Origin of the sequence: Ilumatobacter nonamiensis YM16-303 (assembly GCF_000350145.1) — a bacterium.
Classification (GTDB): domain Bacteria; phylum Actinomycetota; class Acidimicrobiia; order Acidimicrobiales; family Ilumatobacteraceae; genus Ilumatobacter_A; species Ilumatobacter_A nonamiensis.
Genome location: NZ_BAOL01000080.1, coordinates 15,104 through 29,888, shown reverse-complemented (window position 1 = coordinate 29,888; position 14,785 = coordinate 15,104). Strand labels below are relative to the sequence as shown.

15 protein-coding genes are annotated in these 14,785 nt (G+C 67.2%); 1 reads left to right on the top strand and 14 read right to left on the bottom strand.

What is annotated here, in order from left to right:
* The first annotated feature begins 127 nt into the window (after positions 1–127).
* Entirely contained in the window at positions 128–1,495 is a 1,368-nt protein-coding gene (locus tag ON45_RS09455) for a lipopolysaccharide biosynthesis protein (RefSeq protein ID WP_040493407.1), read from the top strand.
* Positions 1,496–1,552: 57 nt separating this feature from the next.
* Here ON45_RS09455 and ON45_RS09450 read toward each other — a convergent pair whose 3' ends face one another.
* From ON45_RS09450 to ON45_RS09385, 14 genes are all read right to left on the bottom strand, one after another.
* Positions 1,553–2,503, bottom strand: a complete 951-nt coding sequence (locus ON45_RS09450) for a glycosyltransferase family 2 protein (RefSeq protein ID WP_040493406.1) — start codon at positions 2,501–2,503, stop codon at positions 1,553–1,555.
* Positions 2,500–4,215, bottom strand: coding sequence for an alkaline phosphatase family protein (locus tag ON45_RS23060; RefSeq protein ID WP_040493405.1), 1,716 nt, complete (start codon positions 4,213–4,215; stop codon positions 2,500–2,502). The genes ON45_RS09450 and ON45_RS23060 overlap by 4 nt, the downstream gene beginning before the upstream one ends.
* Positions 4,216–4,253: 38 nt before the next feature.
* Positions 4,254–5,204 carry a sulfotransferase gene (locus ON45_RS09440; RefSeq protein WP_040493404.1) on the bottom strand — a complete coding sequence of 317 codons (951 nt, stop codon included), beginning with the start codon at positions 5,202–5,204 and terminating at the stop codon, positions 4,254–4,256.
* A gap of 74 nt (positions 5,205–5,278) precedes the next feature.
* Positions 5,279–5,491, bottom strand: a complete 213-nt coding sequence (locus ON45_RS09435; protein WP_040493403.1) for a hypothetical protein — start codon at positions 5,489–5,491, stop codon at positions 5,279–5,281.
* Positions 5,492–5,601: 110 nt separating this feature from the next.
* A complete protein-coding gene (locus ON45_RS09430) occupies positions 5,602–6,078 on the bottom strand; it encodes a VOC family protein (protein ID WP_040493402.1) in 477 nt (158 codons plus the stop codon).
* 15 nt (positions 6,079–6,093) lie between these two features.
* The gene (locus tag ON45_RS09425; RefSeq protein ID WP_040493401.1) at positions 6,094–7,530 is read right to left on the bottom strand and encodes a dihydrolipoamide acetyltransferase family protein; all 1,437 of its coding nucleotides are present in this window, start codon (positions 7,528–7,530) and stop codon (positions 6,094–6,096) included.
* Complete coding sequence (locus ON45_RS09420) at positions 7,520–8,596, bottom strand: NAD(+)/NADH kinase (protein ID WP_051062804.1); 1,077 nt, start codon at positions 8,594–8,596, stop codon at positions 7,520–7,522. Before ON45_RS09420 ends, ON45_RS09425 begins: the two co-directional genes overlap by 11 nt.
* A gap of 4 nt (positions 8,597–8,600) precedes the next feature.
* Positions 8,601–9,590: an alpha-ketoacid dehydrogenase subunit beta gene (locus ON45_RS09415; protein WP_040493400.1), complete on the bottom strand. Its 990-nt coding sequence runs from the start codon at positions 9,588–9,590 to the stop codon at positions 8,601–8,603.
* 79 nt (positions 9,591–9,669) lie between these two features.
* On the bottom strand, positions 9,670–10,659 hold the full coding sequence (locus ON45_RS09410; RefSeq protein WP_040493399.1) for a thiamine pyrophosphate-dependent dehydrogenase E1 component subunit alpha: 990 nt from the start codon (positions 10,657–10,659) through the stop codon (positions 9,670–9,672).
* 111 nt (positions 10,660–10,770) lie between these two features.
* The gene (locus ON45_RS09405) at positions 10,771–11,910 is read right to left on the bottom strand and encodes a thiolase family protein (protein WP_040493398.1); all 1,140 of its coding nucleotides are present in this window, start codon (positions 11,908–11,910) and stop codon (positions 10,771–10,773) included.
* Entirely contained in the window at positions 11,907–12,350 is a 444-nt protein-coding gene (locus tag ON45_RS09400; RefSeq protein ID WP_040493397.1) for a Zn-ribbon domain-containing OB-fold protein, read from the bottom strand. Before ON45_RS09400 ends, ON45_RS09405 begins: the two co-directional genes overlap by 4 nt.
* Positions 12,351–12,490: 140 nt before the next feature.
* Positions 12,491–13,093 carry a TetR/AcrR family transcriptional regulator gene (locus ON45_RS21335; RefSeq protein ID WP_083914674.1) on the bottom strand — a complete coding sequence of 201 codons (603 nt, stop codon included), beginning with the start codon at positions 13,091–13,093 and terminating at the stop codon, positions 12,491–12,493.
* A 72-nt stretch (positions 13,094–13,165) separates the two neighbouring features.
* Positions 13,166–13,936 (bottom strand): ThuA domain-containing protein, encoded by a 771-nt coding sequence (locus ON45_RS09390; protein ID WP_040493396.1) that lies wholly within the window; start codon positions 13,934–13,936, stop codon positions 13,166–13,168.
* Between the two features lie 22 nt (positions 13,937–13,958).
* Complete coding sequence (locus tag ON45_RS09385; RefSeq protein WP_040493395.1) at positions 13,959–14,714, bottom strand: SDR family NAD(P)-dependent oxidoreductase; 756 nt, start codon at positions 14,712–14,714, stop codon at positions 13,959–13,961.
* Positions 14,715–14,785: the final 71 nt, after the last annotated feature.

Below are 14,785 nucleotides of genomic sequence, written 5' to 3'. Positions count from 1 at the left end.
TGTCCGGCAACGGTGGACACCGTTCCGAATGCGAGTCGAGACGCCACCACCACGCACAATCTACCATCGCCGAGAGCGGGGTCGGAACCTCGTCGGGATCGACGTGGACAGCGGTAGGCGCAGAGCGATGACCGTGACGGAGTGGACGCCGACCGAGCGCCGCGTACTGCTCACCGAGCGGCTTCGGTCGCGGTCGATGACGCGATCGATGCTGTCCGGGATGGTGGCCAGCGCCATCGTCCTCGTGCTGCAACTGGGAACCGGAGTCCTCAATGCTCGACTCCTCGGACCCTCGGGTCGTGGAGAGGTCGCGGCAATCATGGCGTGGGTCGTCACCGCTGCGGCCATCGGTGGACTGGGCTTCACGGCCGGCTTGTCGTATCTCCAAGCGACCGCGAGATGGCCGTCCCCATCGCTGCTCGCGGGATCCCTGGTGAGCGTCCTCGTGCTGGGGACGGCGAGCCTGGCCATCACGGAACTCCTCATCCCGATCGGTTTCGGAGAGCAGTCCGACGATGTGATCTCGCTCGCACGCGTGATGATGTTCACGATCTACATCGTGATGGCGGCCAACGCGATGCGATCGCTCGTGTCGTCGAATCGATTCTTCCTGACCTTCGCGGTGCTCGTCGTCAGCCAGCCGTTGGTGTATGCCGTGGGCGCGCTCGTTTTGTGGATCAGCGACAGCTACACCGTCGGCTGGGTGCTCGCCGTGCAGATCGCCGGCTTCGGCGTGACGGCCCTCGGAGGTGTGATCGTGCTCGTGCTCGTCAGTGGACTCCGGGCGGCCGATGTCGGCGAGACCCGCACGGCGATCGGCTACGGCGTACGCAGTTTCGGTGCAACCCTCAGTCGGATCGCGAACGCGCGTCTCGACCTCGTCGTGATGCCCGCCTTCGTCGGCGCCGCACAGATCGGTCTGTATGCGGTTGCCATCAGTGTCGGCTCGATGATGGTTGCGTTGTTCGAGCAGGTGTCTCGGGTCGTGCTCACCAGTACGGCTCAGGCCGAGGAGGACGAACGCGGCCGACTCGTGGAACGAATTCTGCGGATCGTCGCGCTCGGCGCCATCGCGATCGCACTGTTCCTCGCGGTCTTCGGGCCGGATCTCATCAGCCTGGTGTACGGCGCCGACTTCCGCGCGGCCGGCACCTCCCTGCGACTCCTCCTTCCCGGGCTCGTCCTGTGGACCTGCAACATGGTGATCACCGGCTCGTTGATGGGCGCGAACCGGCCCGGTCGTCCGTCGATCGCGCAAGCCCTCGGTGTCGTGGTGACCGTGGTCGGGCTGTGGTGGAGCGTGCCCCGATACGGAGCCGAAGGCGCGGCTGCCACGTCGTCGATCGCCTACGCCAGCGTCTGCAGTGTCAACTACATCTTCCTGCGTGACCGATTCGATGTGTCGCTACGTCGAACCCTGTCGCCGCGTGCACTCGTCGTCGACGTGCGCGGGTTGTGGCGCCGCCTCCTCCCTCGGTTGCGATCTTCGCGCTGAGACCACGCAGGCGGCGCCGTGCGGACCCGATCCCGATCGCGTGGGGGGTGCGTGGTTCTACTTCGGAGCGTGGCGGTCGTCGCGCCAGGCAACCGCGCGGCGCGGGCCGGCGATGCAGGCGAGGGCTCGAACGCTGGTGCTCCCGCTCTGACCCGGGCCCCAGCGGACCGACCGATCCTCGATGGCGGCGCGTAGCCAGACCCGGCGCGCATCGCCGATCCGGTCGGCACGAGCGAGGTCGTATCCGTCGAGCAGTTTGCGCCGCGCCATCAGCCGTCGCAGTGTCGTTTCCACGACCTGGGCCTCGTCGTCGCGGAGCGCGTCGAGCGATCGCAGCACGTCGATGTCGTCGTCGAGGCAACCGTCCAGACTCGACAGCGAGTCCGAGCGTTGCCGGTACAGCACGGTCACGCAGCCGGTCGTCGACACCTCGACACCCTGGCGGATCATCCGGATCCAGAGTTCCCAGTCCTCGTCCTTCCGACGCGCAGAGAAGCCGCCGGCCCGATCGTGATCGTCGCGCGAGAAGAGGGTGCCCACGAAGAGGAAGTTGCGACGCAAGATCTCGAGCCGTTGCTCGGGAGCCGGCGGGACCTCGTTGAGCTCGAACGACGGGGTCGGGTCGATCCGGTCTCCCGGCCACCACCGGAGGTTTCCCGCGGTGACGAGTCCAGGTCGGCGCTCGAACTGCTCGAGCATGACGCCGAGATGATCGGGGAACCACACGTCGTCGCTGTCGAGCAGCGCCAACAGGTCGCCGGACGATGCAGCGATTCCTGAAGCCCGCGCCGCTCCCAAACCCTCGTTGACCGGCTTCTCGACCAGCGTGATCGGCAGCCGGTCTGCCCACCGTCGAGCGATCGACGCGGTGTCGTCGCTCGACGCATCGTCGATCACCACGACCTCGTCGGCGGGTGTCGTTTGTGACGACACCGACGCCAGTGCCGCGTCGAGGTATTCCTCGGCCTGGTACGCCGGGACGATCACCGAGACCGTCGGTGAGGTCATGCCGGGCGCAGGAGCTCGACGAACGAGCGACCCGTATGGTGCGGGCTCGACGGCAGGCCCGCGAGGTCGAGCAGTGTCGGGGCGATGTCGTACGGCCCGAAGCGCTCGGCGTGATCGGTATGGCCATCGGCACGGCGGGCGACCCACCCGGTGGGGGTGTGTTCGCCGGCCCGCATCAACGGGGACGGGCCGATCACGCCGAGATCGGGATGACGGATCGCGTCGGAGGCGCATCGGAACGACGCGACCAGGTCGGACGTGGGCCCGTCGGGATCGTAGGGATTCGCGGCACGGGGTCGCGTGATCTCATCGACGATCGGCTCGCCGGTGCGGGCGTCGGTACACGCGCGGACGAGCGCCTCGGTTTCGTCCAGGACGCGCGCGTAGTCGCTCGCCGCAACCATCCCGTGGGCTTCGCGACCTTCGAGGTTGATCCGGATGTGGGAGTCGGAGAAGGCCGGCAGCACGAACGCAGGCATCTCCGGCCAACGGTGGCGGTACCAGCACGGGATCTGGTAATCGAGGGGCCGACGGGCAGTCGCACGGGCGAGGTCGACGAACGGATCTGCCTCTGCTCGCGGTCGTGGTTCCCACCATGTCGCCCGGTCGCCCTTGCCGGAGAGCTTCCACACCATCTCTTCCGTCGAACGGGTGATGTCAGGGCGCCGCTGGCGGGCCCAGTGCATCGCACGGCGGGTCGCCTCCGGTACGGCGGAGTGGTCGTTCATCGTGCCCCGGGGCTCGACGATCCGGTCGGCGAGATAGTCCGCCGGTTGCAGTTCGTGGGGAAGCACGATCGGGGGATCATCCGGATCGAACGGTCCGAGATCGAGGAGCGGCCGACCGAAATGGTGGCGATGGAGCAGCTCGGCGAGGAGCACGCCCCCGGTCACGTCGCTGCCGTTGTCCTGCATGCCGTGCGCGGCCATCACGACGACTTCCACACCGTCGGGCAGCGAGTCGACGATGCTGCCGACGGCGGTGTCGACGGCGCTCATCACCGTGTCGTGCTGCGCGCCGGCGCGGTCGGCCTCGGGTGTTCCGTGGAGGAGATGCGAAGGATCGACACCGTGCCAGAACTGGTGCCCCGACACGTGCGGCTCGGTGAACACGGTGATGGAGAGATTCCAATCCGGCTGGCGCTCGAGCATCCACGGCACGATCTTGGCCTTGGTCGCGGCGCCGTCGATCAGCGCCTCCGTGAGGGCTGCGTGGTACTGGGGGTTGTGCCAACCTGCGTGGCTGTCGTTGTGAATCGCCCGGTTGACGCCGAAGGTTCGATCGATCTCCGCGGCGACGGGGCTCGGCAGCGACGCGGTCGGAAACTGTGGCGAGTGGGCACCCCAGCCCGTGACCTGCAGGCCACGGGACTCGGGTGAGATCGCGACGTGTGGAAGATCGAGGACGACCGGCACGATGTCAGGTCGGGCGTAGAACGGGTTCCCGCGATACGCGCCGATGACCCAGGTCGCGTACGAGGCCGGGTCGAACAGGGCGGTGGTCCAATAGCGGTTCTCGTCTCGAGTACGCCCGGTGAAGAACTCGGTCCAGATCGACTCCGCCCGGTAGGGCATGTCGGATTCGATGCGTACGACGTTCGAGTTGTCGATCAGCCGTGCCAGGTTCGGGGTCGTACCCTGCGCGATCAACCGTTCGAGATCCCACCACTCGAGTGCATCGAGACCGATGACTGCGACGCGCTGCTGACTCATGGTGCTGACCTCCGGATGGGGATGGGGGGTTGGGAGATTCACAGGGCGACTCCGTAGTGCGTGAGAACGGCGGTGAGGGCTCGGATCTGATCGTCGTCGAGGCGCCGGCGCCAGACGTCGATCTGCTCGCTCGCGACCCGCTGCGTGTCGTATCCGGTGCCGGGGGTGTCGGACTGACGAACCGCAGCTTCGGTGGCGGGACACCACTCGAGTCCGAGACGATCGAACAGCGAACGGAACTCCTCGAGCGGATCGCCGCAGATGCAGTCGTGGTCGGCGACGTGCCAAGACGGGTTCTCCGCGAGCAGTCGATCGACCCGTCGATGCAGGATCGCGTAGCTGATCGCTCGTCGCTCGTCATGGGTCGTGGCCGCGAAGGGTGCGACGTTCTCGAGACCAGCGAGACGAACTTTCTCGGGGTCGTTCTCGAGCCCCTGCGGTGGCCAGTCGAACTCGATCCAGCTGGACAACACGCTGAGCGGGTGGCGCCTGATGACCACGACGGTCGGTGCGGCGAGCTCGACGACCATGTCGGCGGCGAAGAGCGCATGGACCGACTTGACCACGGTCAGCGGGGCGGTCGCAGATGCCGACCGTGGCTCGGCGAGCCGTTCGAGTCCGAACTGCAGGACGCGTCCCCGTCTCGACGGCCGGCCTGACAAGATCTCGTCGCGGATCGGGCGGGGTGACCGCGTCAACAGGGTGTTCGCGGCACGGGCGCGGAGCGTGTCGGGCGACCCGCCGTGTTCGAACGCCGCGCGCCAGAGTTGGCGGTAGGCATCCGGGCATTGCGCGACGGACTCGAGGACGGGAAATCGTCCGAGACCGACCTTGGCAAGGAGCGCGAACGGATCGTTCACCTCGTTGTCGGGTTCGTGCACGAGGCGCGCGCCAGGAGCCGTGCCGACGATCTCGCTCGTCCACGTCGTGCCGCTACGTGGAGTGCCGAGGATGAGCAGTCGTTCTGGAGTCGTGGTGGGGGGAACCACTGATCGCATCGTACTTCATCTCGCACAGCCGAGAGTTCGTTTCGGTTCGGGCGGGAACGAGCGCGAGTCCGGTGTCAGCCGGAGGGGTCCGAGGCGTCTGATGCCGACGCGGGATCGGATGGTTCGGTGTCGTCGGTCCGTTGGCGCCTACTTGCCCCGGCGAAGAAGACCAGGAACAAGGTCAGGAGCGCGAGCCACACGACAGCGGCCGCGACGAAGATCGTCAGCATGTCCCCATCCGAGATCCGCTCGTTCCTGTACTCCTCACCGATGACACCCCTGCTCATCTGAGCGTCTCGATCACGACGCGGGCGGACTGATGGTATCGGGGTGGCGGACTCGTGGTCGGAGCCTCAGACGCGACCTTGGTGGCCGCGGACGACCGCGGCATGTCGGCTCAGGCGGTGCCGGCCCACCACTGTTCGAAGTGAGGGCGCACGGAACTGTCGACGAGTTCGACGATCAGACCGGTCGGTGGCTGGAGGTAGGTGAACATCCCGTAGCCGTTGTGCTCGGCGGGGTCGACCTGGGCACCGACCAGCGTCCACCCCGAGGCGATCAGGCCGTCGGTGTCACTCGCCACATCGTTTGACCACACTCCGACGTGGTGTGCTCCCGTGCACCCGCGTCCGTCCCAGAACGTGTCGGGAGGGCCCTCGAGCAATTCGATGTGTTGTGGGCCCTCCGCGGAGTACACGAACTTGAGGTGGATCTCCTGGAGTCCGTTCTCGGGCGACCAGAGGGTCTGGGCCGGGTTCTCCCGAACGGCTGCCCAGGTGACGCCCATGCTGTTGCCGAGTTCGTCCATCGCGTCGGCGATGTCCGGCACCCGGATCCCGACGTGGAAGAGGTTCTGGTAGTCGACCATCTGCATGCTCCGATCGGCGGCTCAGTCGGCGGGGGTGTCGAGGGCGGCCGGGTCACCGAGGAGGTCGACGATCGCGCGGCAGAACTCCGCGGCGGGCGCTCCGTCGAAGGCTCGATGGTCCCAGGTGAGGCTGAGCGTGAGCCGCTTGATCGACGTGACGTTGCCATCGTCGTCGAGCACCAGGTCGTCCCGAAGGCGGCCGACTCCGAGGATCGCCGTGTTCGGTGGGTTGATGACGGGGGTGAAGCCGTCGACTCCGAACATCCCGAGGGTGCTGACCGAGAACGTCCCGCCCTCCAGGTCGGGGAGCCCGAGAGATCCGGACCGTGCCGCTTCCGCGAGTCGTGACGATTCCGCCGCCAGAGAGGAGAGATCGCGGTCAGCGGTGTCGCGGATGACCGGCACGATCAACCCGCCGTCGAGTGCCACGGCCATGCCGACGTGGACGTCGGGGAGGAGGGCGATGCCGTCGTCCGTGATCTGGGAGTTGACGTGGGGATGAGCACGCAGGGCTCGTGCCGCGGCGGCGATCACGTAGTCGGTGTAGCTCGGTGCGGCACCGTCGGCCTTGCGGCGCGCGCGGTCGGCGACGATCGCATCGAGGTCGGCGTCCATGAACAGCGACAGCTGCGCCATCTGGTCGAGCGATTCGTGCATGCGCTTGGCGATCGTGCCGCGCATCCCACTCAGCTTGGTGACCGATGTCGGCTCCTGCATCGCGGGAGCGAGTGCAGGGACCGACGTCGCCGCTTGCGGGGGCATGCCTGTTCCGGGTGACGTTCCGATCAGCGAGCGCACGAACCGAGCCACGCCATCGCGTGAGACGCGGCCGTCGACGGGATCGGCCGGAACGGCGGAGAGATCGACACCGAGCAGATCGGCGAGCTGACGCGCCGCCGCGGTCGCCGCGACCTGACCGCCCCGTGCGGCGGGTCGCGCCGCGGCCGGTGGGGCCGCGAGCGTCGGAGTGGCCTCCACCCCGTCGAGATCGGCGTTCACGATTCGGCCACCGGGTCCGGTGCCGCGCACGTTGCGCAGGTCGATTCCTCGTTCCTTCGCGACGCGCTTCGCGAGCGGCGACGCGATGATTCGTCCTCCCGCTTCCGACTGGACACTCGACACCGCCGTCGCCCCCATGTCGGGAGTCGACGGTGCTTCGGCCACGGTGGCGGGTGGAGCGGACGCGGTACCGGCGGGCGCGGTACCCGTCGGCGGCGCCTCGCCATCGTCGAGGAACCAGCCGATCCGCTCTCCGCACGCAAACGTGTCGCCGACGTCGGCAGCGATGTGGAGCCGTCCGCTCGAGGGCGCCTCCACGTCGGTCTCGGTCTTGTCGGTCTCGATCCGCAGCACCGCGGCACCGGGTTCGACCTGCTCGCCATCGGCGATCAGCCACTCCGCGATGGTGGCCTCCTCCATCGTGAGTCCGAGCTTCGGCATGAGGAACTCAGTCGCCATGGGTGTCCTTTCGTGAGGGGTGGTCTGCTGCGCAGACGTCGAAGCGTCGATCGAGTGCCGCGAGTCGCAGCACCTCGTCGACATCGATCATGTGGGGGCCGGTCCGGCTGACCGAGACGGAGATGGTGGCCCCGGCTGATACCGGAGTGTTCCGTTCGCCGTCGTATGCCAAGACGCCGCGGCCCGTGAGGACGACCGTGTCGCCGTCGCGGAGCGGCTCCACCGAGGCGATGTCGAGCGTCGAGAACGACCCCGGTGACAACGGAACCCGAACGCGGCGGCTCCCGGGACCGAGGCGGATCAGAACGCCACCCGGATCATCTCGACGGAGCGGGTGAACGCGGCCCGCGATGCCGGCGAGTCCCGTACTCGATGGGCTGGCGATGCATGCGACGACCCAGCGGATCGAGGCAGGATCGGAAACGGCACGGGCACCGACGAACGTCGCGTCGATCAGGGCTGCCTCGACGAGGGCTTCCTCATGGACGAGCGTGTCACGTTGCGGGTCGTCGATCTGCAACGACACTCGCTTCGCCCTGGAGGTGACGTCGGACGACTTCACGCTTCCGGCGGCGACGAGCGCCGCGGCGACACCGGCGGTCGTGCCGTCGACGGACGTGGGGAACACGTTGTTCGTTCCCGTCGAGATGGCGATCAGCGGAGCGTCCGGCCAGCCGGTTGCCACGTCACGACATGTGCCGTCGCCGCCCAGAGCGATGACCGCTCGTGTGTTCTGCTTCCAGAGGGATCGCGCCGCGGCGACGGTGTCGTGGTGCGAACCGGTTTGCGGACTCTCAAGGAATTCGATCGGCCCGTCGAGCCCTTCGACGGCACGCTCCGCGAGGTGATGCGTGTCGGTGCTCATCAGGACGCGATCGGCACCCTGCTCGATGGCGCCGGCGGCGACGCGTCGCATGATGCTGATCTTGACCGCATCGGAGGTCTGCCCAGCGGCGGACACGAGCCGACGGATGTCCTTCCCGGCGTGGGGGTTGACGATGATGCCCACCGTTGCCGCGTCGCCGCTCGGGGCTCGGCCCCTGGAGGTGGCGGCAGCGGTCGGCACCGGATCAGGCCCCGGGACGGGCGACGATGTCCCGAATCGCCTGCTCGATCCGTGCCGCGGACGGCTGGTAGTGCTGTTCGAGCGCAGGCGTGAACGGGACCGGAGAGAACGGAGCCGCGACGCGGGCGACGGGTGCGTCGAGGTAGTCGAACGCCTCTTCCTGGATCTGGGCGGCGACCTCGGCACCCAGACCGGCGAAGCGCACCGCTTCGTGCACGATCACGGCCCGGTTCGTCTTGCGGACGGACTCGACGATCGTCTCGCTGTCCAGTGGCTGGAGCGTGCGCGGGTCGATCACTTCGACGTCGATGCCGTCCTCGGCCAGCTTCTCGGCAACGTCGAACGCCTCGTTGACCATGCGGCCCCATGCCACGACCGTGACGTCGGCGCCTTCGCGCAGCGTGGCCGCGGTGCCGAGCGGGATCATGTACGGCTCTTCGGGGACCTCGCCCTGCATGCCGAGCAACCGCTTGTGCTTGATCATGATCGTCGGGTTGTCCTCGCGGATGCAGGCGGTCATCAACCCCTTCATGTCGTACGGGTTGGACGGGTGGACGACCTTGAGTCCGGGGATGTGGCAGATCAGCGCTTCGAGGGACTGGCTGTGCTGTGCTGCCGCCGACAGGCCACCGCCGCCACCGGTGGTGATCGTGAGCGGGACGGTGGCCGACCCGCCGAACATGTACTTCATCTTCGCGGCCTGGTTGACGATCTGGTCGAACGCGACGCAGATGAAGTCCATGAACATGATGTCGACGATCGGGCGCGATCCGGTGGCGGCCGCACCGACGCCGAGGCCGATGATCGCCTGCTCGCTGATCGGCGTGTCGACGACGCGTTCCTCGCCGAACTCCTCCTGGAGGCCGGCGTAGGTCTGGAACACGCCGCCGAATCCTCCGATGTCCTCGCCGGCACAGAACACCGTCTCGTCGGCGCGCATCTCTTGACGGACGGCTTCGTTGAACGCCTGGACGTAGCTGATCTTGCGACTCACTTTGAGCCCCTTTCCGAATGCGAGAGAGCGAGCGCCAGCGAGCGAGCGGTCGACAGCGGCCTGCGTGGCCGGGGAACGCTCATGACGTCGCTCCTGCCGGCATCTCGGTGTACACGTCGACCAGGAGCTGGTCGACGTCGGGGACGGGACTGTCCTCGGCGAACTGGATTGCCTCGTCGATGTCGGCACGGAGCTCGGCCCACACACCGTCGAAGTCGTCGCGGGTTGCCGTTCCGGCGTCGATCATCCGGTCTTCGAAGGTGAAGATCGGATCGCGCTGCTTCCACTCGGCGACCTCGTCGTCGGTCCGGTACTTCAGCCCGAGGTTCTGGACGCCGTGGTGATTGTAGAAGCGGTACGTCTTGGCCTCGATCAGTGACGGGCCCTCGCCGCGCACGGCACGGTTCTTCGCCTCGATGGTTGCCTCGTGGATCGCGACGACGTCCATGCCGTCGACGATCACGCCCGGCATCCCGTAGCCGGCGGCGCGGTCGACGATGTCGGTGATCGCCATGGTCTTGTCCCGGGCGGTGAACTCGCCGTATTCGTTGTTCTCGCAGATGAACAGGACGGGGAGCTTCAACGCGCACGCCATGTTGGCCGCTTCGTGGAACGCGCCGATGTTGGTGGAACCGTCACCGAAGAACGCGGCGGCGACGTTGCCGTTGCCCTTCAGCTTGTTCCCGAATCCGGCACCGACCGCGATCGGAGCACCGGCACCGACGATGCCGTTCGCGCCGAGCATCCCGACATCGAGGTTCGAGATGTGCATCGAACCGCCCTTGCCCTTGTTGTAGCCGGTGGCCTTCCCCATCAGCTCGGCCATCATCGGCTTGAACTCGCCGCCCTTGGCGACGAGGTGGCCGTGACCGCGGTGCGTCGACGTGATCTGGTCCTGGTCGGTGAGCGCCGTGCACACTCCCGAGGCGACGGCCTCCTGGCCGACGTACAGGTGGAGGAAGCCGGGGAGCTTCGCCGCCTCGGCGAGTTTGCCGGCGGCTTCTTCGAAGAGACGGATCCGCACCATGCGTCGGTGCATGTCCGTCAACACGTCGGTCGAGAGTTCCATGTGTGTCCAGTCGTTCAGGGTCGGTCAAACGGTGTCAGACACCCGATGGTCGAGTCGGTGAGCAGGGTCGCTGTTCGCGAGCCGTGCCATCGGGTGTCTGACACCGAATGGCTAGCGGGAAAGGATGGTGACGCCGCTGATGCCAGGGGCACCGTAGACGTGGGTGTAGGCGACCTTCGGGTCGTTCGGGACCTGCCGCTCGCCGGCGTCGCCGCGCAGCTGCAGCACGTTCTCGTACACCTGGCGCAGGCCGGACGCGCCGATCGGCTCGCCGTTCGCGAGGCAGCCGCCGTCGGTGTTCACCGGCAGGCGGCCGTTGATCTCGGTCTCGCCGTTGGCGAGCATCTGCTCCTGCTCACCGTGCTCGCAGAAGCCGTTCTCGGCCATGTGCATGATCTCCGCACCGGCTTCGGTGTCCTGCAACTGGGCGACATCGACGTCTTCCGGGCCGATCCCGGCCATCTCGAACGCGGCCTTCGACGCGGCGGCGGTCGGGCCCGGATCGTGCTCGATCGCGATCGACGGGGCGAGGACCTCGAACGAACCGAACTTGCGGGTCCGCACGGCCGCGGCCTTGAGGTAGATCGGGCGGTCGGTGTACTCCTTCGCCTTGTCGGCGCGGCACAGGACCATCGCCACGCCACCTTCGCCGGGGGAGCAGAACATGTACTGCGTGAGGGGGTAGGAGAGCATCAGCGACTCGGCGACCTCTTGCTCGCTGAGCGGCTTGCGGCGCCACGCCATCGGGTTCAACGCACCGTTGCGGAACGCCTTCGCCCCGACCTTCGCCAAGGTCGGCTGCGTGATGCCGTACTGGTGCATGTAGCGGTTGATCTTCATGCCGAAGAACTGCGTGGTGAGCGCGAGGCCGGAGCCGCCGTACCAGTCCTTGCCGCGCGGGCCGCGGATCCGGAACGCGCCCTTCTCGTGCTTGTCGAACCCGATCGCGATGCCGAGATCGCCGGCACCGGACTGGATCGTGTTGACCGCTTGGGCGAGGGCGGTTCCGCCCGTGGCGCAGCCGTTGACGACGTTGGTGAACGGCAGGCCTGTGAGTCCGATCCGACTGACCATCGTGTCGGCGGCACCTCCGTCCATCGAGCCGCCGACGGCGAACTCCATGGCGGACCACTGCTGACCACAGTCGGCGAGCGCGCGGCGCACCGCGGTGACGCCCTGGTCCATGCCCGAGATGCCGTCGTGGCGACCGAACTCGTGCATTCCGATTCCGACGATTGCGACGTCGCTCATGACGGGTCTCCGTTCTCGTTCTTGGGTGCGAATGCGTAGGTGACGACCTGGTTGCCGTCCTCGTCGACGGTCAGCGGATCGAGCACGAGCTCCATCGGCATGCCGATCTGCAGCTGGTCGGGGTCCGAGATCGTGAGTCGTCCTTCGACCCGGAGTTGTCCGGGAAGTTCGACGTACCCCACGCCGTACGGGACGAAGTCGTCACCGACCGGGCCGAGATACGGCGGGGACTTCGGCGGGAACGCCTGCACCGTCCACGTCCAGAGCGTGCCCTCGGTGGCGAGTTCGACGTCCTCCTGCTCGTTGAACAGGCACCGGGGGCAGCCGGTCTGGCGGGGGTACATGTGGTTGTCGCAGTTCGTGCAACGGGTCCCCAACAGGACGGGCTTTCCGTCGCGGATCTCGAAGATGCCGTCGGCGACGGCAACGGTGGTGGTCATGTGGCTCCCTCGATGTGCGCCCGGAGCGAAATGCCCTCGGAGTGCACTAACTGAATGGTCGTTCGGGAACGGACAGTAGCAGTCGGATGTCGCCGATCTCCCAGCGGGCGAACCGTGTTCGCCGACGATCTCGTCCCTCGTCAGCGGTCGAGATATCGATCGCCGAGCCACCCCTCGAGCACCGCGGAGACCTCTGCTTCGGTGGCCTCGGCGGAGACGTCGATCCCCTTCACCTGATCGAGGTGCGCGAGACCGATCAGGATCAGGAACAACTGCTGCGCTTGAGCGGTCGTCAGTCCGGCCATGTTCTCCAGCGTGGTCGTGATCGACTGCTGCCACGTGCCCAGCAACTCGGCGACGTCGGGTTGGCGAATCGCAGCGCAGTGGATCTCGGCGACGATGATCCTCGATCGGCCGAACTCCGGTTGGATCCAGAACTGACTCAGTTCGCGGAGCCCCTCCACCTCGCGGAGCTTGCTACTGCTGATCGTGTTCAACTCGCGCTGACACGCCTCGACGAGGAGTTCGGCCTTGCCGGAGAAGTGGCTGTAGATGGCGGGAGTGGACACCTCGGCGCGGCGGGCGATGTCGGACAGCGTGGCGCCTTCGTAGCCGAACTCGACGCACGCGTCGGCCGCCGCGCGGAGCAACCGCTCGCGTGTCGGCGTGCCGTCCCGATCGACCTTGGGCGGTCGCCCGATCCTCGCGGGCGGCCCGTCGTCAGGTGCAGCGGAAGTTGTCATGTGGTCCAGGACTGTAGCCACGCCCGCGCGCAACCTGTCCGAACGCGCCGGACCGGTCGGGCGGTGCGACCATCAGCTGGACTCGCCGCGAGCCCACCGGAGCGACCGGCGGAGAAGCTCGTGATAGGCGGGTTGCTCCCACGATCCACGCTCGATCTGGGGGTAGTAGTCGACGACCGGGACCATGTCGTAGTGGCCGCGACAGTGGCCGAGCGTGTTGTAGAGTACGGCACCCTCGCCGAGCTGTCGCAGATACATCACGAGGTGCTCTTCCGGACCGTCGGTCCAGTCGTGTTCGACGAACCCGCGGGCGTCGCCCTGCCACTTCGTGTGGAGCAACGGCTCCAGCGCGTTCCGGTCGGCATGCTCGGAGAGGTACAGCTCGTCGTCGGTTTCGAACGGCTCGATCCCGGCGACGAGCCAATGGTCGTCGACCGAGCGTTCCACCAGGTACGGCATGATCGGCGGGTGCGCGACGAACTGCGATCCGAGCGTGTCGGCCCACAGCGGGAAGATGCGCGGAGAGTCGACCCCGTTGGGCGTTCCGACGTCGAGTGCCGAGTTCGTGCCGTGCAGTGCGACCCAGCGACCGCCACCTTCGACCCACTCGCGGATCGCTCGCTGCGCCCTCTCGGTCGGCCGCAGGTTGCACGTGTAGCTGACAAGGATCGACCCGGCCGCGATCGCGTCGGTGTCCTCGTAATCGGGCTGCACCCGAACGCGGAACTCCTCGTGTTCGCCGAGCAGCGTCAGCAGTTGCAGCCGCGCGAAGTCGATGTCGTGGTACATCCCGCCGGCGACGAGCGTGACGTCGATCCGGCTGCCCTGGTCGGTGTCGGTCATCGAGTCGTCCGTCCTCGACCGCTCAGAAATCGATGCGCTTGAGGAAGCCGCCGTCGACGGTGACGTTGACACCGTTGACGTGCTTGGCCGCGTCGCCGGCGAGGAACGCCACGACGTTCGCGACGTCCTGTGTCGTGCCGAGTTCTCCGCCCGGATGCGTCTTCTGAGTGGCCTCGTAGAAGTCGCCCATGTGGTCCTTGATCATGTTCCAGTCGCCACCCTCCACGAAGATCGGACCGGGTGACACGACGTTGCAGCGGATGCCCGACTTGCCGAGCACCTGGGCCTGGCCGAGCGTCCAGTTGGTCACCGCCGACTTGAACGCGCTGTAGCTGTTCGAGCCCGACGCGAAGTGTTCCGTGGTGGCGGTCGTGCCGATGCTGATGACCGATCCGCCGCCGTCGGCGAGGGCATCCTGTGCGGCTCCGACCCCGAGCACGAGCGACATCATGTCGATGTTGAAGTTGTTGATCCAGCCCTCGGGCGACTTCGCTCCCTTGCCGGAGGTGTTGTGGACGAAGACGTCGATTCCGCCCAACTGCTCTCCCGACGACGCGACCCACGCCGCGACAGCGTCGCCATCGGCAGCATCGACGGCCGCGCCGACGACGGTGCCGAGCGACGACATCTCCTCGACCGCCGTGTCGACGTCCTCGGCGGTGCGCGCACAGATCGCGACCGATGCACCTTCCGCGAGCAACGTCTCGGCGACGGTGCGTCCGATTCCCTTGGTGGCGCCGGTGATGAGTGCCTTCTTGCCGCTGAGTCCGAGATCCATGTTGTGCTCCTGTTTTGGGTTGGTCGACGGTGCTGTCGAGGTCGATCGGTGGTGTGCTTGCGAGCGAGCCG